The 23,991-nt window shown below is 41.1% G+C and carries 27 protein-coding genes; 1 reads left to right on the forward strand and 26 read right to left on the reverse strand.

Annotated elements, in window-relative coordinates:
* Positions 1–4: 4 nt before the first annotated feature.
* The 19 genes from NSQ94_RS18165 to prfA all read right to left on the reverse strand — a co-directional run bounded on the left by NSQ94_RS18165 (position 5) and on the right by prfA (position 16,388).
* Positions 5–544 carry a F0F1 ATP synthase subunit delta gene (locus tag NSQ94_RS18165; RefSeq protein WP_117016857.1) on the reverse strand — a complete coding sequence of 180 codons (540 nt, stop codon included), beginning with the start codon at positions 542–544 and terminating at the stop codon, positions 5–7.
* Positions 541–1,005, reverse strand: coding sequence for a F0F1 ATP synthase subunit B (gene atpF, locus NSQ94_RS18170; RefSeq protein WP_082830384.1), 465 nt, complete (start codon positions 1,003–1,005; stop codon positions 541–543). The genes NSQ94_RS18165 and atpF overlap by 4 nt, the downstream gene beginning before the upstream one ends.
* Before the next feature lie 282 nt (positions 1,006–1,287).
* Positions 1,288–1,500, reverse strand: a complete 213-nt coding sequence (gene atpE / locus NSQ94_RS18175; RefSeq protein ID WP_063389017.1) for a F0F1 ATP synthase subunit C — start codon at positions 1,498–1,500, stop codon at positions 1,288–1,290.
* Between the two features lie 69 nt (positions 1,501–1,569).
* Positions 1,570–2,280: a F0F1 ATP synthase subunit A gene (gene atpB / locus NSQ94_RS18180; protein WP_063389018.1), complete on the reverse strand. Its 711-nt coding sequence runs from the start codon at positions 2,278–2,280 to the stop codon at positions 1,570–1,572.
* 6 nt (positions 2,281–2,286) lie between these two features.
* On the reverse strand, positions 2,287–2,670 hold the full coding sequence (locus NSQ94_RS18185) for an ATP synthase subunit I (RefSeq protein ID WP_339229784.1): 384 nt from the start codon (positions 2,668–2,670) through the stop codon (positions 2,287–2,289).
* Positions 2,671–2,672: 2 nt separating this feature from the next.
* Positions 2,673–2,900: an AtpZ/AtpI family protein gene (locus NSQ94_RS18190; protein WP_094244712.1), complete on the reverse strand. Its 228-nt coding sequence runs from the start codon at positions 2,898–2,900 to the stop codon at positions 2,673–2,675.
* A 183-nt stretch (positions 2,901–3,083) separates the two neighbouring features.
* Positions 3,084–5,330 (reverse strand): S8 family serine peptidase, encoded by a 2,247-nt coding sequence (locus tag NSQ94_RS18195; protein ID WP_339229786.1) that lies wholly within the window; start codon positions 5,328–5,330, stop codon positions 3,084–3,086.
* A 274-nt stretch (positions 5,331–5,604) separates the two neighbouring features.
* A complete protein-coding gene (upp, locus tag NSQ94_RS18200) occupies positions 5,605–6,234 on the reverse strand; it encodes a uracil phosphoribosyltransferase (protein WP_063389021.1) in 630 nt (209 codons plus the stop codon).
* A gap of 189 nt (positions 6,235–6,423) precedes the next feature.
* Complete coding sequence (glyA, locus tag NSQ94_RS18205; protein ID WP_311066659.1) at positions 6,424–7,665, reverse strand: serine hydroxymethyltransferase; 1,242 nt, start codon at positions 7,663–7,665, stop codon at positions 6,424–6,426.
* 503 nt (positions 7,666–8,168) lie between these two features.
* The gene (locus NSQ94_RS18210) at positions 8,169–8,717 is read right to left on the reverse strand and encodes a TIGR01440 family protein (protein WP_339229788.1); all 549 of its coding nucleotides are present in this window, start codon (positions 8,715–8,717) and stop codon (positions 8,169–8,171) included.
* Positions 8,718–8,729: 12 nt separating this feature from the next.
* Positions 8,730–9,176: a ribose 5-phosphate isomerase B gene (rpiB, locus tag NSQ94_RS18215; RefSeq protein ID WP_063389024.1), complete on the reverse strand. Its 447-nt coding sequence runs from the start codon at positions 9,174–9,176 to the stop codon at positions 8,730–8,732.
* 16 nt (positions 9,177–9,192) lie between these two features.
* Positions 9,193–10,488, reverse strand: a complete 1,296-nt coding sequence (locus NSQ94_RS18220) for a methyl-accepting chemotaxis protein (RefSeq protein WP_066251307.1) — start codon at positions 10,486–10,488, stop codon at positions 9,193–9,195.
* Between the two features lie 16 nt (positions 10,489–10,504).
* Complete coding sequence (locus NSQ94_RS18225) at positions 10,505–10,909, reverse strand: low molecular weight protein arginine phosphatase (protein WP_066251512.1); 405 nt, start codon at positions 10,907–10,909, stop codon at positions 10,505–10,507.
* A 263-nt stretch (positions 10,910–11,172) separates the two neighbouring features.
* Entirely contained in the window at positions 11,173–11,718 is a 546-nt protein-coding gene (locus NSQ94_RS18230; RefSeq protein WP_063389026.1) for a manganese efflux pump MntP family protein, read from the reverse strand.
* Positions 11,719–11,980: 262 nt separating this feature from the next.
* Positions 11,981–13,024, reverse strand: coding sequence for an L-threonylcarbamoyladenylate synthase (locus tag NSQ94_RS18235; protein ID WP_339198010.1), 1,044 nt, complete (start codon positions 13,022–13,024; stop codon positions 11,981–11,983).
* Positions 13,025–13,198: 174 nt separating this feature from the next.
* A complete protein-coding gene (locus NSQ94_RS18240; protein WP_063389028.1) occupies positions 13,199–13,630 on the reverse strand; it encodes a hypothetical protein in 432 nt (143 codons plus the stop codon).
* Positions 13,631–13,694: 64 nt separating this feature from the next.
* Positions 13,695–14,339 (reverse strand): stage II sporulation protein R, encoded by a 645-nt coding sequence (gene spoIIR / locus NSQ94_RS18245; RefSeq protein ID WP_066251316.1) that lies wholly within the window; start codon positions 14,337–14,339, stop codon positions 13,695–13,697.
* A gap of 114 nt (positions 14,340–14,453) precedes the next feature.
* Positions 14,454–15,314, reverse strand: coding sequence for a peptide chain release factor N(5)-glutamine methyltransferase (gene prmC, locus NSQ94_RS18250; RefSeq protein WP_066251319.1), 861 nt, complete (start codon positions 15,312–15,314; stop codon positions 14,454–14,456).
* Between the two features lie 3 nt (positions 15,315–15,317).
* Positions 15,318–16,388 (reverse strand): peptide chain release factor 1, encoded by a 1,071-nt coding sequence (gene prfA / locus NSQ94_RS18255; RefSeq protein WP_063389031.1) that lies wholly within the window; start codon positions 16,386–16,388, stop codon positions 15,318–15,320.
* Between the two features lie 562 nt (positions 16,389–16,950).
* Here prfA and NSQ94_RS18260 point away from each other — a divergent pair.
* A complete protein-coding gene (locus NSQ94_RS18260; RefSeq protein WP_063389032.1) occupies positions 16,951–17,460 on the forward strand; it encodes a MerR family transcriptional regulator in 510 nt (169 codons plus the stop codon).
* Between the two features lie 89 nt (positions 17,461–17,549).
* Here NSQ94_RS18260 and NSQ94_RS18265 read toward each other — a convergent pair whose 3' ends face one another.
* From NSQ94_RS18265 to fsa, 7 genes are all read right to left on the reverse strand, one after another.
* The gene (locus NSQ94_RS18265) at positions 17,550–17,981 is read right to left on the reverse strand and encodes a hypothetical protein (protein WP_066251326.1); all 432 of its coding nucleotides are present in this window, start codon (positions 17,979–17,981) and stop codon (positions 17,550–17,552) included.
* Positions 17,982–18,115: 134 nt separating this feature from the next.
* Entirely contained in the window at positions 18,116–18,688 is a 573-nt protein-coding gene (locus NSQ94_RS18270) for a thymidine kinase (RefSeq protein WP_063389034.1), read from the reverse strand.
* A gap of 85 nt (positions 18,689–18,773) precedes the next feature.
* Positions 18,774–18,974 carry a 50S ribosomal protein L31 gene (gene rpmE, locus NSQ94_RS18275; RefSeq protein WP_063389035.1) on the reverse strand — a complete coding sequence of 67 codons (201 nt, stop codon included), beginning with the start codon at positions 18,972–18,974 and terminating at the stop codon, positions 18,774–18,776.
* A gap of 138 nt (positions 18,975–19,112) precedes the next feature.
* Positions 19,113–20,390, reverse strand: a complete 1,278-nt coding sequence (gene rho / locus NSQ94_RS18280) for a transcription termination factor Rho (RefSeq protein WP_063389036.1) — start codon at positions 20,388–20,390, stop codon at positions 19,113–19,115.
* A 272-nt stretch (positions 20,391–20,662) separates the two neighbouring features.
* A complete protein-coding gene (gene glpX / locus NSQ94_RS18285) occupies positions 20,663–21,628 on the reverse strand; it encodes a class II fructose-bisphosphatase (RefSeq protein WP_063389037.1) in 966 nt (321 codons plus the stop codon).
* Between the two features lie 48 nt (positions 21,629–21,676).
* Positions 21,677–22,966, reverse strand: coding sequence for a UDP-N-acetylglucosamine 1-carboxyvinyltransferase (locus NSQ94_RS18290; RefSeq protein WP_063389038.1), 1,290 nt, complete (start codon positions 22,964–22,966; stop codon positions 21,677–21,679).
* Positions 22,967–23,251: 285 nt separating this feature from the next.
* Entirely contained in the window at positions 23,252–23,893 is a 642-nt protein-coding gene (gene fsa, locus NSQ94_RS18295; RefSeq protein WP_144597583.1) for a fructose-6-phosphate aldolase, read from the reverse strand.
* Between the last annotated feature and the right edge of the window lie 98 nt (positions 23,894–23,991).

The following is a 23,991-nucleotide window of genomic DNA, read 5'->3' on the forward strand; positions in this document are numbered from 1 at the left end:
CTATCTACGAACTTTTCGCTAAATTCCGCCCGATGCGTTCGAGCTTACTCTTGATGCTACCGTCAAAAATACGATTGCCGATTTGAAGTTTCAGTCCGCCAATTAAGTTCTGATCAATGACGTTTGTGATTTTAAGCGATTTTTTTCCGACCTTTTGCGCAAATACTTCTGAAAGAGCCTGCTTTTCTTCATCCTTCAACGGACGGACGGAGTAAACCGTTGCTTCTGCTGTTTGCTGTTCTTCATTTGCAAGCTCCACAAAGTTATCTACAAGTTCAGGAACTAAGCGGATGCGATGGCGATCGATAAGCAGAAGAAGAGTATTGATAATTTCAGCACTCAATGAAGAAAACGCTTCATTGACCAATGATTTTTTATTTTCGAGCAACACCTTCGGATGCTCTAAAATTTGCAACAATTTTTGATTTTCAATAAACACCTGCTTTACAATCCGCAATTCTTCTTCAAACTGCTTCACTTGATTTTTTTCCTTTGCAATTTGAAAAAGAGCTGACGCATAGCGCTTTGCCACTCCGCCAATCATAACTGTTCTCCTACCTCTTTAATATAATCATTGATCAGCTTCTCTTGCTCAGCTTCATTCAATTCTTTTTCAATCACTTTAGAAGCAATAAGAACGGATAATGATGCCACTTGATTACGCAATTCAGCAACGGCTTGCTCTTTTTCGTGTTCGATTTCTTTCTTGGCTGCTTCTTTCAGTCTTTCTGCCTCCGCACGAGCCGCTTGGATGATATCTTCTTTTTGCTGTTCGCCGAGTTTTTTCGCATTTTCAACAAGCTCCTGTGCTTCGATGCGGGCTTGCTTTAATAGCTCACGCTGCTCTTCGGCAAGCTTTTTGGCTTCCGCATGCTTTTCTTCCGCAGCGTTTATTTCATTTGCAATAAATTCTTCCCTCTGTTTCATAATGCCCATAAGCGGACCAAAAGCATATTTTTTGAGCAATGCTAACAAAACTAAAAATACAACGAGCTGAACGAGCATATCTCCTGCTGCGAAGCCTCCAGCTCCGAGGGCAAATTCAACTGTTAACACGGCTTCGTTTCACTCCCTTCAAAACTTCCGTTTTCCAACTACCGGCTATATTGGGACTCTGTTACCATTCACAACATAAAGGAATGGCGAAGATGCTTAAATAACTTCGCCATTTCCTCTTTTTCACTTGCTGTCCTTTCGATTCGGACTTCACGCAAATTGATTGCATGCCGATTTCTAAAAAGCCTTTTTCAACACCAATCTAGGCAAGGCTCTTTTGAAATTTTCAAATTACGCACCAAAAGCCATAAATGCAATAACAACCGCGATAATCGGAATCGCCTCAACCAACGCAACCCCGATAAACATAGTAGTTTGAAGCATACCGCGCGCCTCAGGTTGACGAGCAATACCTTCTACTGTACGAGATACGATAAGTCCGTTACCAATACCAGCACCAAGTGCCGCTAAACCAATTGCAATTGCAGCTGCTAATAAATTCATGAATAAAGTCCTCCTTTATTTGTTTAAAAATAATTTTTTACACAAAAATTATGATGAAGTCATTTATTTTTAATGGTCATGGCTAACTTTATGCGCCATATAAACCATTGTTAACATTGTAAAGATAAAAGCTTGGATTGCACCTACAAAAATACTGAATGCCTGCCACGCCATCATCGGAATAATTGCCCCGATGAAGCCGAATGCTCCGCTAGTTGCCAAGCTGACAAGCAGACCTAGCAAAATTTCCCCAGCATAGATGTTACCGTAAAGACGAAGACCAAGCGTCAACGTGTTTGCAAACTCTTCAATAATTTTAAGCGGGAACAAAAACGGCAGTGGCTTGAAAAAGTCGCTTCCATAGGCGGAAAAGCCCTTTAATTTAATCCCGTAATAATGCGATAAACCGACGACTAAAATGGCCAGTGTCAGCGTTATGGTAGGATCAGCCGTAGGCGATTTCCACCAAAGCTTATGGTCAACAACGATAGCGAATGGTAGACCAAGCATATTGGAAACAAAAATGTACATGATGAGCGTCATTCCTAAAGTAAGGAATCGGCCGCCTGTCTGCCAGTCCATCGTGCTGTTAATAATGTTTTTCACAAAATCCATGACCCATTCCAAAAAGTTTTGCATACCCGTTGGCTTCATTGCCAAAGAGCGGGTCGACAATACGGCGATGATAAATACAATTGCGCTAGATACAAGAATCATTAAAATATTGGACAAATTAAATTCAAGCCCTAATAATTTTACTATCGGCGCTTCGTGACCCAACAAAATTCACCTCTCTTCCCAAGCTTGTCCGCAAATGTATAGAATAGAATCTATCATAATGACAATATAGATTGTCATTAAACCAATAACCACGCTAATTAAATGGAAAAGTTCAGGGAATTTAAGTGCGATTAATACCGCCAATCCTGCGGCTGCCATCCTTGAAACCGTTCCAAGCGAACGTGCTGTACGGCCTTCTTCAATTGCTTGCTGTATTTGCTTTGATTTACGCACTAGTATCCATAAATTATAGAGGCTAAAGCTTGTACCAAGGGCAAGACCGAGGAAAATATCTTGATAAGGAGTAAACCCCCACGCTAACACATAGATGGCAAGCAAAAACAGCAAATATTTTTTGCTGCGCACAAACAATTTTTCTATACGATCCATAGTTACCGTTCATTCTCCTGAAAAAAATGTTGGACTAATCTCAGCATCGCAATTATTCCCGCAGCCAGTCCAATTAGAAGACCGATGATCAAAAAAACGGGTTCTGTATGCAAATGTCGATCAAGCCATCTTCCTGCAAAAATCCCAACGAGCACTGACCCTGCCAAATAGGAAAGAATGGCGGTCATTAAAGCGTATGCTCGGAGCGGATGGTGCTCTTTTTGCCGCATTGGGTATGTCCTCACAATATAAAATTACCTTATATTTCATTATGTTAAAAGGCTGTTGAAAACCTTATCATCCCACCCCGTTTAGCATACAATAGGCACCAATCAATGTCAATCTGTTTCACGTCAAAAGTTGAGCTATTTGTTAATAATATCACAATTTGTTCACAAATATTTTTGGTGTTTCTATTGACTTTTTAATATTTTTTTATCTAAAATGATTGTCGTTTCATAGCTGCTTTCTTCCCCGTCTTTTTTTGCAAAAATAAGCGCTTTGTAAACGCCGTTTGGAATGTCCTTAAATTGCCCGGAAATGTCTCTTTTCAACAAACCTCCCGGAATATTTCTTTGCCAGTCTAAAAAGCCTTTGAATGTTAAAGTGTCCGGATCATACAGGGCAATCCCGAATTCATCCGCCCCTTGCGGCAAATAAAGCTCATAATGGTACATATTCCCTTGATCGGCAAGCCCAAATTCAAATCCCATGATTTTTGGATAATTCGGTTCGCCAACAACGAATAAATATGGAAGGCGGATTGTCTGGCTGCCGGCTGTTACAACAAGAGTCCCGTCATACAATCCTTCCCTCAATGATTTTGGTGCAACATCAATCGAGACGGATACTTCTCTTTTCCCGTTAGCAGGAACCTTTACGGAAATAGGGAGCTGCCATTGAACCCCTTTTTGATAATGCGGTTTAGAAAAAACAAACGTTTTTTCTTGATCGGAGAGATTTTCAAGAGTTAACGTGATCTCTTTCTTTTTCCTGCCGATATTTTTGTGAAATTGACCGAATGATAGAGATGCCGGATAAATGAGAGCTCTTGTCTGAACAGCCGATAAAATATCGATTCTTCCCGCCCCCTGCTCAAACACCTTGTACAGCCTTCCATTTTGATCATAAAGCGGTTTAGCAGTATTCATCATAGCTGCTTTTATTTGTTCCGGCGACCAATCTGGATGCTTTTGTTTGATCAATGCCGCTGCACCTGCTATATGCGGAGCAGCCATGCTTGTTCCTTGAAGAGCCATATACCCTTTAGGTATTGTGCTGTCAATTGCTACACCAGGTGCGACAAGATCGGGCTTCACTTCCCATGTGACTGTTACCGGTCCTTTTGATGAAAAGGGTGCGAGGCGATCTTTTTCTATCCGAATGGTTGTTTTGATGAACGATTTTTCATTCAATTGTTTCAGCAGCCATTCGCCATCTTCCTTTGAGATGGAGACAACAGGAAAGTCCAATTTTTCTTCTAAATTGCCGGTAAATCTCCCTTTCATGTTGTTGCAAATAATCAACGCTTGGGCTCCGGCTGATTTTGCATTTTTCACTTTTTCGGCAAACGTGATCTCCCCGCGCTTCACCAAGGCTATTTTTCCTTTAACAGAAGGTTTAAAGTCTTTTTTCTCCCCTAAGCCTGCATACTCTATCCGTCCTCTAATTGTTGTCCAAGGGGCAGAATTGAACAAAGATTCAGCTGGTATTTTCTTTTGAAATCCTGAAAGGGTTAAATACTTTACGTCAAGCGGCGGTGTCGATGCGCCGACGGAAATTGCTTTGCTTGCAGTGCCAGGCGAACCGACGGTCCAAATGTTAGGTCCAGAGTTTCCGCTTGATACAACTGCAGTTATCCCCTCTTCAACGGCTCGGTTTAACGCCAGGCTTGTCGGATAATCCGGACCGTTCACATCATTGCCAAGGGAAAGATTTACGATATCTACCTGATCCTCAATCGATTTTTCAATCGCTGCAATAACTTGGTCTGTCGTCCCGTACCCATGAGGGCCAAGCGCTCTATAGGCAATGATGGAGGCTTCCGGAGCAACCCCTTTCAATTTTCCATTTGCCGCTATAATTCCTGCTACGTGAGTGCCGTGAATTGTCCTCGAATTGTCTTTCGCGACTGTTTCCATTGGGTCTTTGTCTTGATCTACAAAATCAAATCCGCCTTGATAATTTTTTTGTAAATCTCGGTGGTTGTAGTCGATCCCCGTATCTATAACAGCTACTTTCACTCCTTTTCCCGTCAATCTTTCATCCTTCGCGTCAAAATAGCCGCGTGCATCGATGCCGCCTATAAAAGGAACACTTTCTTCAACCGTTGCTTGAAAAGTCGTTACAGGCTCTGCATGTTCAATGTAAGGCTCTTTTACTAGCTGATCTAGATCTCTTTTTTTCCCTTTTACGGAAAATCCGGTAAACGTTTTTTTATATTCCCAGCAAATGTTTATTTCCGGATATTTTTTTTGAATCAACTCTTTTATTTTTGAAAGGTTCTGATCTGACAAAACAATGATCATTGTGACTTGTTCATCAGCATTCTCTTCAGGGATTTGTGGATGTTCGGGGAAGGTCTTTGCAAAAGCAGTTACATCAAAAACGTGGAAAATGAAGAAAAAAAGCAAACAAATTCGCACTGAAGGGTTTCCCATTTCTATCACCTCAGCACTTATTGTTCGCTATGAACATCAGTTTATTGCATGAAAAAAGTCGTTTTAAGGGAAAAGTGAGAAATTGATGGAGCTGTTTAATAAGTCGTTTTTACGGCTTATTGACGCCTATTAATGTTTTAGAAACGTTGATATATCGATGTTTATGATTTTTTGTTTTCAATGGGGATTTAACTTTCTGGACAGCTCCTTATATTAATGAATTTTCATACTATGCTAAAAAGAAAGAGAGGGCACTTCACTTCGCCCTCTCCTGTTATTTTGTACCAAATAAACGGTCTCCTGCATCTCCTAAACCTGGTACGATATAGCCATGGTCGTTTAATTTCTCATCAAGTGCGGCAATGTAAATATCGACATCTGGATGAGCTTCTTCCATTGCTTTTACCCCTTCAGGAGCAGCTACTAGACACATGAAACGGATATTTTTTGCACCGCGTTTTTTTAGACACTCTATTGCTTCAACTGCTGAACCGCCGGTAGCCAGCATTGGGTCAACAACGATGAAATCCCGCTCTTCCACATCAGAAGGAAGTTTTACATAGTATTCTACAGGCTTTAATGTTTTCGGATCCCGATATAACCCGATATGGCCGACTTTTGCGGCAGGAATCAGTTTCAAAATGCCGTCAACCATTCCTAGCCCCGCACGCAAAATGGGAATAACCCCAAGTTTTTTTCCTGACAAGATTTTTGTTTTCGCTACTCCTACCGGGGTTTCTACTTCCACTTCCTCCAGCGGAAGATCTCGTGTTATCTCAAACGCCATTAATGTAGCAATCTCATCCACAAGCTCTCGAAATTCTTTTGTTCCGGTTTTTTTATCGCGAATATAGGATAGCTTATGCTGAATTAACGGGTGATCAAATACAAACACTTTGCCCAAGTTTCACATCTCCTTTTCTTTTGCCTCAATAGATTTTACAGAAAAAATTTTTGAGTTTCAACATTTTCACCAACCTTTTTCGACAACATTCCAAACGATGAAATCCATTTTAAATAGTTTTAAGAGGCAGAAAATTAAAATAAAAAAAAGAGCGTCCGAAGCATGTGGCTTCGAACACTCAATATTTCCTCAATAATTTGGGTAGAGCGGGAATTTTTCTGTTAAAGCTTGCACCCGTTTTCTCGCTTCTTCCAATTTAACTTCGTCTTGATGGAATTTCAATGCAAATGCAATAATCGATCCGATTTCATCCATTTCTTCCAAACCAAAACCGCGGCTTGTGACAGCTGCCGTTCCAATACGGATTCCGCTTGTAACAAAAGGTGATTCAGGGTCGTATGGAATCGCGTTTTTATTCACAGTAATGCCGATTTCGTCCAAAACATGTTCAGCAACTTTTCCTGTTAATTGCAGGTTGCGAACATCAACTAAAATCAAATGGTTATCTGTTCCTCCAGATACTAAAGTCAGTCCTTCTTCTTTTAATTTTTCTGCCAGCCGCTTCGCATTGTTGATAATGTTTTGCGCATATGTTTTAAATTCTTCTTGTAAAACTTCTCCCAATGCTACCGCTTTTGCTGCAATAACATGCATTAACGGACCGCCTTGAATGCCTGGGAAAATGATTTTATCAATTTGTTTTGCAAATTCTTCTTTGCATAAAATCATTCCGCCTCTTGGACCGCGAAGTGTTTTATGCGTCGTAGTTGTTACAAAATGGGAGTACGGCACAGGATTTTGATGAAGACCTGCAGCAACAAGGCCGGCAATATGAGCCATGTCAACCATTAAGTAAGCTCCCACTTCATCAGCGATTTCCCGAAACTTTTTAAAATCAATTTCACGAGGATAAGCGCTGGCACCAGCAACAATGATTTTCGGTTTATGCTCAAGAGCTTTAGCTCGAACATCATCATAATCGATAAGATGAGTGTTAGGATCAACACCGTATTCAACAAAATTAAATTGCATTCCGCTGAAGTTTACCGGACTTCCATGCGTTAAATGGCCGCCGTGAGACAAATTCATTCCGAGAACAGTGTCCCCATGATTTAAGACAGCATAGTAAACAGCCATATTGGCTTGAGAACCGGAATGCGGCTGAACGTTTGCATGCTCAGCTCCAAAAATTTTTTTCGCCCGTTCGCGAGCTAAATCTTCCGCAACGTCAACATATTCGCATCCTCCATAGTAGCGACGTCCCGGATAACCTTCTGCATATTTATTTGTTAATACAGAACCTTGGGCCTCCATTACCGCTTCACTGACAAAATTTTCTGACGCAATCAGTTCGATTTTCGTACGCTGGCGCTTTAATTCGTTCTGTATCGCTTCATATACTTCAGGATCCTGTTGTTGAATATATTTCATGAAATGTTCCCCCTCTAGTCTTTCATCGATTGAACGGCACAGGCGAGCGACAAAATCGTCATGCCGATCTACTTATTAATCAGAATAACCGTATTGATCATCCTTTGGCAACCCTTTTCTTTTATGTAAGCGTATTCTTCCCAAACTTTTTTTTGGCATGAATAGTTTTTAATTCGGAATTTCTTAAAACCTCGATTCTGCCTGTATACTTAAACTATCAGTTCGTAAATTGAATCATGTCTTGTACAACTCGACCAACGGAGCTTCTGTACCTAACTCAATGCACAGAGTCGTCAAGCAGGAAATGATCGGCAACCTGTATTTTCACTAAACAAAATCGCATCAAAGTTTGATACGACTTTTGCTTATAATTTCTAAAGATGGAGGGGCCCCGATACTTCAAAGAAATGATGTGCATGTTTTTTTTGTTCCGCTCCACTTCTTTTATAAAAAAATAGCAGCACAAACCATGACGTAAGTTCGCACTGCTAATATTCGAATGTTTATTTTGTATAAACTGCCCGCGCACCGCCGATAAGCTTCGGCCGGCTAAAAGCTAAGTTTACATGGGCTTGTCCGACTTGCTTGACCGAGCTTCTAACAGGGACAGCAACATGCTTTAAATGCATGCCAATAAGTGTATCTCCGATGTCAATGCCTGCATCTGCCTTAATAAATTCAACAACAACCGGATCCCACATATGCTCATAAGCAAACGCTGCCATGGAACCGCCTGCTTTCGGGATTGGGATGACAGAAACGATTTCGTAATTGCGCTTTTCTGCTGTTTCCCGTTCAACGACAAGAGCGCGATTCAAATGCTCGCAGCATTGAAAAGCGAGCTCTACACCTGTTTCTTTTTGAAATTCCGATAATGCAGAAAATATCATTTCGGCAACATCCGTATTTCCGGCAGTGCCGATTTTTTCTCCGATTACTTCGCTCGTTGAGCACCCTATGACAATCAGCTGCCCTTTTTGAATTGGTGCTTTTTCTTTAAAATCGGCCAGCACTGTTAAAAGCTGTTCCCGGTATTCTTGCAATTCCGGCATTCGATCATCACCTTATAAATGGGTTTCTTCATATTTTGAAATTTTTTCTATTCTATTCGCATGCCTGCCTCCCACATATTCAGTTGTCAGCCACGTTTTCACAATTTCGCGGGCAAGTCCCGGCCCGATGACACGTTCACCCATTGCAAGCATGTTGCTGTCGTTATGCTCCCGGGTTGCTTTTGCACTAAACACATCATGTACAAGGGCGCAGCGAATACCTTTTACTTTATTGGCCGCTATTGACATTCCGATCCCTGTTCCGCAAATTAAAATACCGCGGTCAAATTCTCCTTTCGCGACTCGTTCAGCTGCCGGCAATGCGTAATCAGGATAATCAACTGATGTCCCACAGTCGCAGCCGATATCTTCGTATTCGATATTCATCTCGTCAAGCAATTTTTTGATTTCTTCACGTATGTTGACCCCTCCGTGATCTGAGGCAATTATGACTTTCACTAGCTGCTCCTCCTTTTTATTTTTCATAAGTAAATCGATCGATTACTTTCTTTAGCTGCTGAGCGCTTGCTTCAAGCTCTCTCGTTAATTGATTAATGTTAGAAATATTATCAGCTTGTTCTTGTACAGATGAGGCCACTTCCTGTGCACCAGCAGATGTCTCTTCGGCAATCGCTGCCACTTCTTCGGATTGCGCTCCTGTTTGTTGAATGCTTTTTTGCTGTTCGTCCATCAGCTCGCTGATCACCTTAACCGCTTCGGCAACATGCAAAATCGATTTCGACATCTCCACAAGAATTTTCTCTGTTTCTTTCCCTCTTTGCGCTTCTTGTCGAGCTGTTTTCACTTGATCTCCAATCTGTTCAACAACATTGCTTACTTCTTTTTGAATGTTAGAGATCAGCTCGGAAATTCCTTGAACAGCTTTGGCGCTTTGGTCAGCAAGCTTTCGAACTTCTTCCGCAACGACAGCAAACCCTCTGCCGTGTTCACCTGCTCTTGCCGCTTCAATTGACGCGTTCAGCGCCAGCAGGTTTGTTTGATCGGCAATATCGCCGACAAGGGATACAATAGTCTCCACCTTTTTGGCATTTTCTTCAAGACGCTGTACCGCCAAAATAGATTGCTCGTTTTTTTCGGCCAACGATTGAATCCCTTTAATTAAAGATTGAAATATCTTTTTGCTTTGGTCAAGTGATTGAACCATTTCATTCGCCATTTTTTCGGATACTTTTGCTTTTTCTTTTACCTGACTAGCAAGCTCTACCGTATCTTCCACCGCTTCTGCTGTTTCCTGAATAGCAGCCGCCGATTGGTCGGCTCCTGTTGAAATTTCCTTAATCGTATATGAAATGCTTTCAGCTTGTCTTGTTGCCTGTTCTGTTGCAGCATGTATTTGTTTCACCTGCTCATTTGTTTGCTCAAAATTTATTTCAATGTTTTTCACCATATGTCTTAAATTGGAAAGCATTTCATTAAAGGCTCTGCTTAAGGACCGAATTTCATCATCTGATTTGATGTCAGGAACATTTACGGAAATATCGCCATCGGCCGCTATAAGAGCAGCCTTTTCAAGCCGCTTTAGCGGAGAAATAAGAAATCCAGCTGCAATAGCTGTTAAAATCCCTGACCATATGATTCCAAGAGTCAGCGTCAAAATGGTAAAAGATGTTCGGTCAATATATTGTTTCACATACTCGTATACAACATAAATGAAAAATCCGCTTGTTGAATATGTAATAAGAGCAACAATCGTAATAAAGATGACGATTTTTAAACGGATGCTGAATTTGTATCGATTCTTGTTTTTCACAGAGTCCACCTGCCTGCTAATTTGTTTCTAATTTTGAAATAAGCTTTTGAAGCAATTGCTCCAGCTCTTCCCTTGTTTTTCTGTACTTTTCCACGGAACTGCCAAACGGATCGGTAATATCACGTATCTCCTCATCTTTTCCAACAACGAACTCGCTTACCGTAAATGTTTTTTCGGCTGCTTTAGGAAAAAATTGGCATAATATGTTTTTATGATCTTTAGTCATCGTAAATACATATGTTGCCCAATCGATATGTTCTTCCGTAAGTTTTGAAGCACTGTGCTCAACATGTATTCCCTTTTCCTCCAGCACTTTTTTTGCATTTTCTGAAATTTTCTGCCCATCCAATGCAAACACGCCTGCTGAACGAACGTTAAATCGGCCGTTTTTTTGCAAATGCTTAAAAATAGCCTCCGCCATCGGGCTTCGACATGTATTTCCGGTGCAAACGAATAAAATGTTTGTCACAAGGTTTTCTCCCTTCTATCTCTCCCTTTTGATGTTACCTTCATTATAATCAAAAAGTTCGAAAGAATGGAAACCATGAGGAATTTTTTTTATTTTTATTATCGACAAAAAGTCACAATTTTTTTGCATAATAGGCATATTTAACCAAAAAAATTAACAAAAAAAAGCACGTCCAATGACTGTGCTCAAACGATTGGTTTAGACAATACAGCTTTCTACATTGAAAATAATAATTTCAAGCCAAATACAAGCAAAATGCTGCCGCCAAAAGCTTCACTATATGTGCCGAACCAATCTTGAACCCGTTTGCCGATCAATAACCCGCTCCAAGTGAGCACCATGCTCATAAAACCAAACATTACGACGGTTAACAAAACCTCCGCTCCGTAGATACCTAGACTTAATCCTACCGAAAAACTGTCTAAACTGACGCTCAGCGCAAAAAGGAACAGGCCGATGCCGACCGGTGCAATGAAAGGCGATTCATCGCGTTTAAAAGACGAATAAATCATTTGAATTCCTAAAAGAGTGAGCAGACATCCTCCAATATACATGGCAACTAAACCAAACTTTTCCGATAGTACTTTCCCCAAGACAATTCCGATAAGCGGCATGATCATATGAAAAATCCCAATATATATACCGATGTCAAAAATTTGCTTCCATCGCAAACGAACTAAGCCCATCCCAAGGCTAACTGAAAAGGCATCCATCCCTAATGCAAATGCCATTAAAAATAAAGTTACTATTTCTGCAGCCATATAGATAACCTCCCCCGGACACGCATATTGAACGATATGCACGTCAGAGGGACATTATGACAAAGAATGGCGCCCGGTTCATTGATCTCTGTTTATTTAACTGCGCGATCTGTTTCTGCCTATGCGTGCGATGGCAGATGAGCCTTTACCATTTTTATATTTGCTTTTGATCTGTCAATTCCGCCTGTTAAACAAAGGATCAGAAAGTCTGGACTCAAAAAAACCGGCCTGAGCGCCGATTTTTGTTCAAGGCATTAAAAGTTTACCGTTCTTTTATGATCCGGTGGGATGCAGCTTTTAACAAGCGATTCATAATAGCTTGTCCAACTCCTTCCGCAGGAAACGCTTCGCTGAATAATACATCCAGCTGTTCTTCATTAAACTTTCTGAGCGAATCATACAGTGCGCTGGCAACTGTTCGCAAATCGCTTCTTTTTCCGCAGACAACAATTTTATCCGCGCTGTAAAAACGACTATTTTCTTCTGTTGTCAACATCCCGACTTTTTTTTCTTTTTCTTTCTCTTTTTGTATTAATTGTTCAATAAATTCTTTGCTTCCATCAACAATCGTTAAAGGAGCATCAGGTGCATAATGTGTATATTTCATGCCCGGCGCTTTCGGCAATTCCTCCTGATTCAGCAGCGCAGCATCTATGCGCACCGTACCGATGACTTCTTCTAATTGCTGCTTTGTAACACTACCTGGACGCAGGATCACTGGAATATCCTCGGTGCAGTCAAGTACTGTTGATTCTACGCCAAGTCCAGTAGGGCCTGCATCGACAATTCCCGGGATTCGCCCTTCGAGATCATCCATGACATGTTTAGCAGAAGTTGGACTTGGCTTTCCGGAAAGATTGGCGCTCGGAGCTGCAATCGGCAGATTTGCTGCTTCGATTAATGCTAATGCTGCAGGGTGATCCGGCATGCGCACTGCTACTGTTGATAATCCTGCTGTGGCAAGATTCGACAGACCTTCTTTTTTTGGCAAAACAAGGGTGAGCGGGCCTGGCCAAAAACGGTCAATTAATGGATCAATCCAATCGGGATAGCTATCCACAATCTCTGTTAACTGTTCTTTTTTAGCAATGTGGATAATTAACGGATTATCGCTCGGTCTTCCTTTCGCGCTATAAATTTTTGCTACTGCTTCATCGCTTTTCGCGTTTGCTCCTAGTCCATAGACTGTTTCTGTTGGAAAGGCAACCAATTCATTTTTTTTCAATAGTTCGGCTGCCTGAACAATTTGTGGAGAATTTTTTGTAACATGCTCTAAATTATCCACAATCCAATGCTTCGTTTTCATTTCGTTTACTCCTTTGCTAATACATGAACGAGTGTTATGAATCTTTCTAAGCAATAGTGAAACTGTTCCATTATTTTTCAAGAACAAGCTTTATCCACAAATTGTGGATAAAGCTGTTGATTGCAGTGGATAAATATTGTGGATATTGTGTATAATTTATACGTATCCTTAGCGTTATTTTACCATAAACTCTACATTTGGAACGGATACCAACTGATTCATCAGATTTGACGCAAGCATGTGGGAAGGCAATTCATCCGCTTGAATCCTCTTGAATCCCAATATTTCTAATAACTCTGCTACAGAATTTTTGTTGACTGCAAAATAAATATTTTTCAAACGAAACTGTTCCATTAATAAGTCTGCCGATTTTAATAGGGAGATGATATGTCCTTGATTCAAATTGCTGGACACAACGCAAGAGCGGAGGAGACCATCCTGATTGATGACTTCCATTCCTAGACATCCCGCTATTTCACCATGATCAGTCTCCATAATAATAAAATGGCTGTTGTCGAAGCCTTCCGTGGAAACGCCCGCTTGATCTGCAAATTGTTGAATGGTTTTTAAGTCTTCCCTTTCCGCAAACCGCAATGAATAATACACGCTTTCACCCCTTTTATTCGGACAAATCTAGTAATCAATGTATGAGGCAAAAGCTGAATTAGACCTATGAAAACAGATTTGTAAACCATTCTACTAAGAAAAATTTCACTTCTACTTCCTCATCATGTTCTTCAGGAGCGAATAAGTTTTTTGTTTTCTCTAATTTCTTTTCTTCTTTTACTTTATCCTTTTCTTCATCCTGTTGAATAGCTTCACCGCTTGAAAAGTCGACAAAGCAAAGCGGCGGAAACAACACACACCACCAGTTGGCTCCTTTTCCTTCTCCAAGAGTGATCAATATGGCTTCATAGTTTCCAGCCGGATAAAGGAAATTTCCATAAAGCTTTGTCGGAAATTGAATTTTTTTAAACTCCACTGTAAAGGATTGGCTGCTGTTTTCCTGTTTTAAAACGCTTTGGACGATATCCTTAATTTCTGGTATTTTTGCTCGAATGATTTTACGCGCCTCATCAATCGAAGTTAGATCCTGAACCCATTGATTAATTGCTTCATTGACCGCATTCCGAACATTCCGTTTTAAAGCTTGATCTTCCGGAGAATCGCTATTTGCTAAAATTCGCAGACGAATGGCTTCGTCAGGAATGATCACCGTCTCATTTTGTTTTGCGTCTGTCGGCATTTCATAAGCTGTTAATAGGCTGCCAAACAGCATTAAAAAAATATATATAACAGATAATTTCTTTTTCATCGTTTTTCCTCTCCCTTCAGTACGTCATTATCGACAGAAGAGAGAGATCTTAAACATAAAATTGGTTCAGATTTAAAGTTTGCTAGAAAAGGAGGGAATGGCTCGAAAAGCTTATTATAACGAAAGGACAGCAAATACTTTCCGTTCTTTTCCATTCATATCGTATTCAATTTGTACCTCTGCTTTTGGAAACCTATTCTCTAGCATGCTTTTCACATCTTTTCCTTGCCCGTGCCCGATTTCAAATGCGATTAATCCAGGGTAACGGATCACATCTGGAAGCTGCTCCACAATTTTTCGATAATACAAAAGGCCGTCCGCTCCTCCTGAAAGCGCTAATGTCGGCTCCCAGTCCTTTACAACTGTTGACAGCTCCATGATTTCTTCATCCGGAATATACGGCGGATTGGACACAACAACATCCGCTTTTTGCTTTGCATTTATAATAGGGTTCAGCAAATCGCCTTGATAAAAATGCACATTAGCACAAAGCTTTTCGCTATTTTCTTTTGCCACTGCAAGCGCTTTTTCGGAAATATCGGTGGCAGACACGCGCATTTTTTTATTTTCAAGAGCCAATGTGACGGCAATAGCACCGCTCCCCGTGCCAATATCCACAACATCGATTTGCTCCCTTTCAGAAAATAAACGTTCAGAGTGGAGCAGCACGCCTTGAACTAGCTCTTCCGTTTCCGGTCTCGGAATCAATACATGCTCGTTCACCTTAAAAGGGCGGCCGTAAAATTGTTCGCAGCCGATAATATATTGCACAGGCATCCCTTGAGCATGTTTTTGCACGTCCTGCTGAAAGATTTCCCATACTTGTTTGTCAATATCCATTCTTAAATCGGCAAGCAAGCTCGCCCGACTTTTCTTCATATGATGCAAAAGCAACAATTCTCCCGCATTCTCATCTCTTCCCGCTTGTTTTAAAAAAGAAGAAGCCCATTTGAGGGCTTCGAAAACTTTCGGCATGGTTTACTCCCCTTGGGATTGCAGTTTTTTCGCTTGATCTTCTAAAATGAGGGCATCGATAATTTCATCCAATTTTCCTTCTAGGATGAGATCAAGCTTTTGTAATGTGAGACCGATACGATGGTCTGTAACTCTGTTTTGCGGGAAGTTGTACGTACGAATGCGTTCCGATCGATCACCGGTTCCAACAGCAAGCTTTCGGTTTTGATCGTATTCCGCTTGCGCTTCTTGGCGGTATTTATCTAAAATGCGGGCACGCAAAACCTTCATGGCTTTCTCTTTATTTTTTATTTGCGATTTTTCATCCTGGCAGGATACGACAATTCCGGTTGGAATGTGTGTTAAACGTACAGCTGACATCGTAGTGTTAACGCTTTGTCCTCCAGGACCGCTTGATGCGAATGTATCAACACGGATATCTTTCTCGTTAATTTCTACTTCTACCTCTTCCGCTTCCGGCAAACAGGCGACTGTTGCAGTTGACGTATGAATTCTGCCTCCAGATTCCGTCTCCGGTACCCGCTGCACGCGATGGGCACCGTTTTCAAATTTTAATTTGGAATAGGCTCCTTTTCCTGTAATCATAAAAATGATCTCTTTATAGCCGCCAGTCCCGGTCGTGTTTGCTTCCATCACTTCTATTTTCCAGCCTTTATCTTCCGCATACCTAGTATACATGCGGTAAAGGTCTGCAGCAAAAAGCGCTGCTTCCTCTCCGCCTGCTGCACCGCGGATCTCCATGATAACGTTCTTTTCATCGTTTGGATCTTTTGGAAGCAATAAAATTTTTAATTGCTCAATCAGCTCGCTTTCCCGCGCTTCAAGCTCTGCCAGTTCCTCTTTTACCATTGCCCGCATTTCTGGATCAAGCTTTTCTTCAAGCATGCTTTTTGCATCTTCTAGCTGCTCTCTTACCTTTTTATATTCACGGTAAACTTCAACCGTTTCTTGAAGATCAGATTGTTCTTTCGAATATTCGCGCAGCTTTTTCGGATCGTTGACAACCTCCGGATCCATTAAAAGCTCATTCAATTTTTCATATCGGTCTTCAACCGCTTGCAAACGTTCTAACACGGAATTTCACCTCTATTTTTAATCATAGCCCACTCATAGGGAAACTCCTATGTGGTGCACCGTTTGTAACTTTCTAAATTATAGTATAGGAAACTGTACCAGTCAAAAACAACCGTTTTTAACAATTGGGAAGCAAAAAAGCTTTTTTCGATATGCGATGCTGCAAAGTCGATTTTACAGGTTCGGACGGCTTTTATAATCACATCAAGGTTTTGTTAAAAAGCGATTAATCAATCCAATATGCCGCCATCATTTGTACCAAACTAGCAACCTTTTAAAAATTTTCGTTTTTGATCTAGAGTGCAAGACAAAATCAAGTCGGCTGACAGACAAAACCAGATGTATGCGGACGAATGATTCTGCCATGAAATAGAATCAGCGGCCGAATGGAACAGAATATATTTTTTGAAGCTCTCGCAGTTTCAAACGTTCGGATAATTGCCGGCTCCTCTGTCGATATTCTAGAACTTTTGCCGGATGACCGCTTGTTTTGTCAAACAGGAAGGGTTCTCCTATAAAAAGCTGAATATGTATATTATGATCGTTTGAAAGGGGAGGTTCGATGAATACAACCGATGCTGCCAAAAAAATCGGTGTTTCTCCGAAAACAGTTCAGCGCTGGATCAAACAGCTTAATCTTCCAATGGAACGGAACGAACTTGGACATTATATGTTTTCTGACGAGGATATCGCCTTGCTCAAAGAAGTTCACAATCAAATAAAACAAGGAGTTCCAATGCAACAAGTAATAGTAAAAGCGAAAAGAAAAGAATCGGCTAAAAATGCTGGTGGAACGGTTTCGAACGAATTGTTGAAAAAAATAGCGGATCTGGAGCAAATGATCTATTCAAAAGCTGACGATGTCGTGTCATATCAGCTTTTAGTGCAAAGAAAGGAAATTGAAGAGCTGACAGGAAGGATCGAGACGCTCGAAAGAAAAATAAAAGAGCTTGAAAGCAAAAAAAGTATGCCTGAACTTCAAATGTCTTCACTTCAAATGTCTTCGATCGATAAACCCCGAAAAAAGAAGGCAGTATATAAAACGCTGCTCAGCTCCATTTTCGGTTTATAAGCCCGTCTTCATGACACACACTCGATACACGAAATCAATTTTCGATTTATAAGTTCTTTCATAAAACTCGCTCAATCGGTGAACGAGTTTTATTTTTTATTGATTAACTGAACATGCAAGTTGTATCGGGGCAGTGCGCGCTGCAACTTGTCATACAGCTCCTTTTGCCGGTTTTCGCGTTGTTGTTCCGTCAATTTTTGCGATGTATAAATAACCGCCCATGCATCGTCCCCATTTGTCCAAAAAGAATCGAGCTCTAAACCTTTTTCAGTTTCCAGTGTACGGACGATTTGTTCTTTTGCCTCCCTGATCGTCAAGGGGCTGTTCGCAATATTTATGTTTGGATTTTGTGTTTGCTGGTCGACCACATCTCCTGTATTTTCAGGCTTAACGTCCCTCGTCATCAGGTTGGATCCATTATGATCGAGATTTAATGAGCGATTATCTGATATTTTATCCGCCGTTCCACACCCTGACAGTAAATATATTGCCGCCAAAATGAATGGTATCAATATTCGCATAAAAAGCACCTCCTGTTCTTAAGGTGCCCAAAAGGATCAGCTCTTTTAAATGAAAATATTTCCTTATCGTAAGATTCTCTTCATCACACTTTGCCGACAACGTTTCTTCCCATCTAATGCAAATAAGCAATGATTCATAACGGCGGATTCGCGTGGCACTTTCGGCAGACAGGATAGTACTTGTCATTTCCTCCGATTTGGATTTGCTCGCCCGAATATACCGGTTTGCCGTTGTCGTCAATCCGTAAATTCATTGTTGCTTTCCTTTCGCAGAACCAGCAAATCGTTTTCATTTCCTCAATTTTATCCGCAAAAAGCAGCAAATATTTGCTTCCTTCGAAAAGCTCATTTTGAAAATCGTTTTTCAATCCAAACGCCATTGCGGGAATATTCAATTTGTCAACAATATCCGCAAGCTCAAGTACATGCTTTTTCTTTAAAAATTGTGCCTCATCCACTAGCACACAGTACGGCTTAGGCTGATATTCCTTCACAATTTGGAAAATATTCGTATCATCGTAGATCGGTATCGCTTTTCGTCTGAAGCCAATTCTGCTTGATACATATCCAACTTCATCACGAGTATCAATGGCAGACGTGAAAATCAGCACCGATTTGTTTTGTTCCTCATAGTTATGAGCAACCTTTAAAATTTCGATGGATTTGCCGCTGTTCATCGCCCCGTATTTAAAAAACAATTGCGCCATATTCAAAAATCTCTCCCCGTTTTATAAAAACATGTCAAATAAGTGAAAAAACAGGCAGAATGAAAAGACTGCCTGTTTTACATAATTATTTAAGACCGTATTTTTTGTTAAATTTGTCTACACGTCCGGCTGCAGTTGCAAATTTTTGACGGCCTGTATAGAACGGATGGCATTCAGAACAAATTTCAACGCGCACCTCATCTTTGACAGAACCGCTTTCAAATTCGTTTCCGCATGCACATTTTACGAGTACTCTTTTATAATTTGGATGAATTCCCGGTTTCATAGTTTTCAACTCCTTTACGCCCTGAATCATTTCGAAACAGAGTTTATCTATTCGGAAACGTGCAATTATTTCACGCTTCAACATTCTTAAACACACATAAAAAAATTATAACAAGGGTTTACAAGAAATGCAACATAGTTAGAAACTTTTTATGCCAGTTGTTTTCCATTCTTCTTTTAGCATTTCAAAAAATTCCTCATTTGATTTCGTTTGGCGCATTTTCTTTAAGAAGCGTTCAGCAAAATCCATCTGATCCGACATAGATTTTCGAATCGCCCATAACATTTCTAAATGCTCTTTCGGAATTAACAATTCTTCTTTTCGTGTACCGGAACGGCGAATATCAATGGCAGGGAATATTCTCCTTTCCGCTAACGAACGATCAAGATGAAGCTCCATATTTCCCGTTCCTTTAAATTCTTCGTAAATGACATCATCCATTCGCGATCCCGTATCTACAAGCGCAGTTGCCAATATCGTCAAGCTGCCGCCTTCCTCAATGTTCCGCGCCGCCCCAAAAAACCGCTTTGGACGGTGAAATGCGGCAGGGTCAATCCCTCCTGACAGCGTCCGGCCGCTTGGCGGAATTACTAAGTTATACGCGCGGGCCAACCGGGTTATGCTGTCCATTAAAATAATGACATCCCGTTTATGCTCCACAAGACGCATCGCTCGTTCAAGAACGAGTTCAGCGACTTTAATATGATTCTCCGGCACCTCATCGAAAGTTGAGCTTACGACATCCCCTTTTACAGAACGTTCAATATCGGTTACCTCTTCAGGACGTTCATCAATAAGCAGCACAATCAGTTCAGCCTCAGGATGGTTCGTCGTAATGGCATTGGCAATTTCTTTTAAAAGCATTGTTTTTCCTGCCTTAGGGGGTGCCACAATTAAACCGCGCTGTCCAAAGCCGACTGGTGTAATTAAATCCATAATCCTTGTTGATAAATTTTTAGGTTCGGTTTCCAATTTCATTTGTCTATTTGGATAAAGAGGAGTAAGGCCCGGGAAATGGACGCGTTCTTTCGCAGATTCGGGGTCGTCGCCATTTACCGCTTCAACGTGCAGCAATCCGTAATATCGTTCATTTTCTTTTGGCGGGCGGACTTTTCCAGATACTTTATCGCCGTTTCTTAAATCAAAACGGCGGATTTGCGAGGCTGAAATATAAATATCCTCTGCGCTGGGAGAATAGTTAATTGGACGCAGAAAACCAAATCCTTCAGAAGGAATGATTTCTAAGACGCCTTCCATAAATAGCAAATCTTCTTTCTCCGCATTTGCTTTTAATATTGCAAAAATTAATTCCTTTTTTGTTAATTTGCTGTAATATGAAATTTTAAATTGCCGTGCTAGTTCATACAACTCTTTTAATTTCATATTTTCAAGAGTTGAAATGGAAATCTCGCTCATACTTACACCACGCTTTTCTTACCATATTCAAAATGTTTCACGTTTCGTTCTTCCATCCATTAAAATTATGTTGTTTGAAAATGTAAGGACAAATGGATTGAGAAGGAGGCAGGAAGGTAGGAAGCTTAAAAGCAGAAATCTTTTTATAACAACCTCTTTATTTTTACCTTATTTTTTTACTTTTCGCAATACATTTCAAGCTAAAAAACAGCGGAAAGTATTTTGAAGGGTATATTTTTAAAAAGCAGAGGAGATCTATTCGTCTCCTCTCACTAAGATCGAATAACTAAATTCGGTTTTTTATTCAAAGAATGGCGGCCATCGATAAAGCGCACTGTTCCGGATTTCGCACGCATCACAACAGAATGAGTCGTTGCAATAGAGCTTTTGAATTGCACACCTTTTAACAGCTCGCCATCCGTTACACCTGTTGCAGCAAAAATCGCATCATCGCCTTTTACTAAGTCTTCCATTCGAAGAGTTTTGTTGACATCAATCCCCATTTTTTTACATCGTTCCAGCTCCTGGTCATTTTGCGGCAGCAGCTTTCCTTGTATTTCTCCTCCTAAACATTTTAAAGCAACTGCTGCCAACACTCCTTCAGGAGCCCCTCCAGATCCGAACAAAATATCAACGCCCGTATGGTCAAAGGCGGTATTAATTGCCGCAGCGACATCGCCGTCATTGATCAGTTTAATGCGAACACCCGCTTCTCGAAGGGTTTGAATAATATGCTCATGTCTTTTTCGATTTAAAACAGTTGCTACAACATCTTCGATATCTTTATTTTTCGCCTTTGCAACAGCTTTTAAATTGTCGATAATCGGAGCATCAATATCTATGCACCCGACAGCTTCAGGCCCTACTGCAATTTTGTCCATATACATATCTGGCGCATGGAGCATGTTCCCATGGTCGGCTACCGCTATAACTGCAAGTGCATTCCAGCCGCCTGACGCCACAATATTGGTTCCTTCCAATGGATCTACGGCGACATCGACACGCGGGCCGTAGCCGTTGCCAAGCTTCTCCCCAATATACAGCATCGGAGCCTCGTCCATTTCTCCTTCTCCAATCACAACTGTTCCTTTCATCGGGATCGTATCTAGAACGGTTCGCATTGCTGAGGTCGCGGCATCATCCGCCTCATCTTTTTTGCCGCGGCCCATCCAACGTGCAGACGCAAGGGCAGCTGCTTCTGTCACACGTACAAGTTCCATTGATAAACTTCTTTCCATTTTGTGTTCCTCCCCCTTTGATGTCATTTCATGCAAAATTGGTGATTCTTATGAATTTTGCAATTGCTGAATTTCTTGGTCAGTTAATTTCTCCCTCCATATTTTGGCGCCAATCCCGGCAAGTTTTTCTTCCAAATGGCTGTATCCGCGATCAATATGGTCGATGCCGGTTACCTCTGTTATTCCATCGGCCATTAAACCCGCTGCTACAAGCGATGCCCCTGCCCGAAGATCGCTCGCTTTTACTTTTGCACCTTGAAGAGTTGACGGACCTGTTATGATCGCAGACCGACCCTCCACTTTGATTTGAGCACCCATCCTTCTTAATTCATCAATATGCTTGAATCTTGAAGAGTAAATGGTATCCGTCACCATGCTCGTTCCGTTCGCCTGTGTCAAAAGCGTTGTCATAGGCTGCTGCAAATCGGTTGGAAATCCCGGGTAAACGAGAGTTTTTATATCGACAGGCTTTAATTCTTTATTTCGACGGGCGATATAAACTTGATCATCGCTCGTTTCTACATGGACCCCCATTTCCCGAAGCTTCGCAATAAGGGATTCGAGATGAAGAGGTATGACATTGTCAACGATGAGCTCTTCTGCAATGCCGGCACCGATAATCATATACGTCCCTGCTTCAATTCGATCCGGAATAATCGAATGGCGGCAGCCATGCAGCTTTTCAACCCCATCGATCCGGATGACGTCCGTTCCGGCCCCTTTTATTTTTGCACCCATGCTGGATAATAAAGTTGCAACATCAATAATTTCAGGTTCTTTTGCAGCATTTTCAATAATTGTCCGCCCTTTTGCCAAGACCGCTGCAAGCATGATGTTTATGGTGGCACCCACGCTTACAACATCAAGAAAAATCCGAGCTCCTCTAAGCTCATCCGCACGCAAATAAATGGCACCATGCTCATTTGTTACAGAAGCACCTAAAGCTTCAAACCCTTTTATGTGCTGGTCGATTGGTCTCGGGCCTAAATGACAGCCGCCGGGAAGCCCGATCACCGCTTTTTTAAACCGGCCAAGCATCGCTCCCATTAAATAATAAGAGGCTCTCAGCTTTTTCACTTTTCCGTTTGGAAGCGGCATTGAAAGCATGCTTGTCGGATCGACTGTAATATCGTTTTGATGAAACGAAACTTTGCCCCCTATTTCCTCCAATAAATCGCCCAAAATATGTACATCAGATATATCCGGAAGCCCTTCAATCGTAACGGATGAGCTTGCTAAAATTGTTGCTGGAATCAATGCTACTGCGCTATTTTTGGCGCCGCTTACCTTCACCGTACCTTTCAACTTCTGCCCGCCTGCAACTTTTAACTTTTCCATAGCAGTCTCCCTTCTTGTGACCTAACAGTTTGCTAAAGAAAACGGGATCCAGATTTTCTTTAACAAACTGTCATGATGAAAAGCCCTCTTTACACATTGATTACCATTTGTTGAAAAATACATACGAAAAGGCGGCAATTTTATTGTACACAAATAGATAGGGCATGACAAAACGTTCATCAGAAAAACGAGCAGATTCTACTCCTTCAGGCGTTACAGCAAGTCAAAAGACCGGATTCGACGGCAAAAAATTTTTCAAACGGGGGAAATCCCCCGTTTTATCATTTATCGATTGTTCCAGTCTGCTAAAAATTTCTCAATACCTTGATCAGTCAGCGGATGTTTGAACAGCTGCATCAACACTTTATAAGGAATCGTGGCAATATGAGCTCCGCGCAATGCTGCCTCAGTTACATGCTGCGGATGACGGATGGAAGCAGCAATAATTTTCGTATCAATGCCATGAATATCAAATATTTGGGAGATTTCTGAAATGAGATTCAATCCATTATGACCGATGTCATCTAACCGACCTAAAAAAGGAGAAACATATGTAGCACCTGCTCTTGCAGCTAGTAGCGCTTGATTGGCGTTAAAAATAAGCGTCACGTTTGTATGAATTCCTAATTCTGAGAATTTTTTGACTGCTTTTAGACCATCAGGGGTCATAGGAACTTTTATCGTAATATTTGGTGCAATTTTAGCTAATTCTTGACCTTCCTTAATCATTTCTTCCGCTTTAGTTGAGATGACTTCCGCGCTGACAGATCCGGAAACAATGGATGTAATTTCTATCAATCTTTCTTCAAACGTTACGCCTTTTTCTTTTGCAACCAAGCTAGGGTTAGTTGTTACTCCTGACAAAACGCCTAGTGATTGAGCTTCCTTAATTTCTTCGATATTTGCTGTATCAATAAAAAATAACATGCCTGGTACCTCCCTTATGTGATCGCTTTCGCAAAAACAAGAAACGAAACCGCCATACTTCATAAAAGAAAGGCGGCCGTTAATTGCATAAAGAAATA

Origin of the sequence: Aeribacillus sp. FSL K6-2833, assembly GCF_037965815.1 — a bacterium.
Taxonomy (GTDB): domain Bacteria; phylum Bacillota; class Bacilli; order Bacillales; family Aeribacillaceae; genus Aeribacillus; species Aeribacillus composti.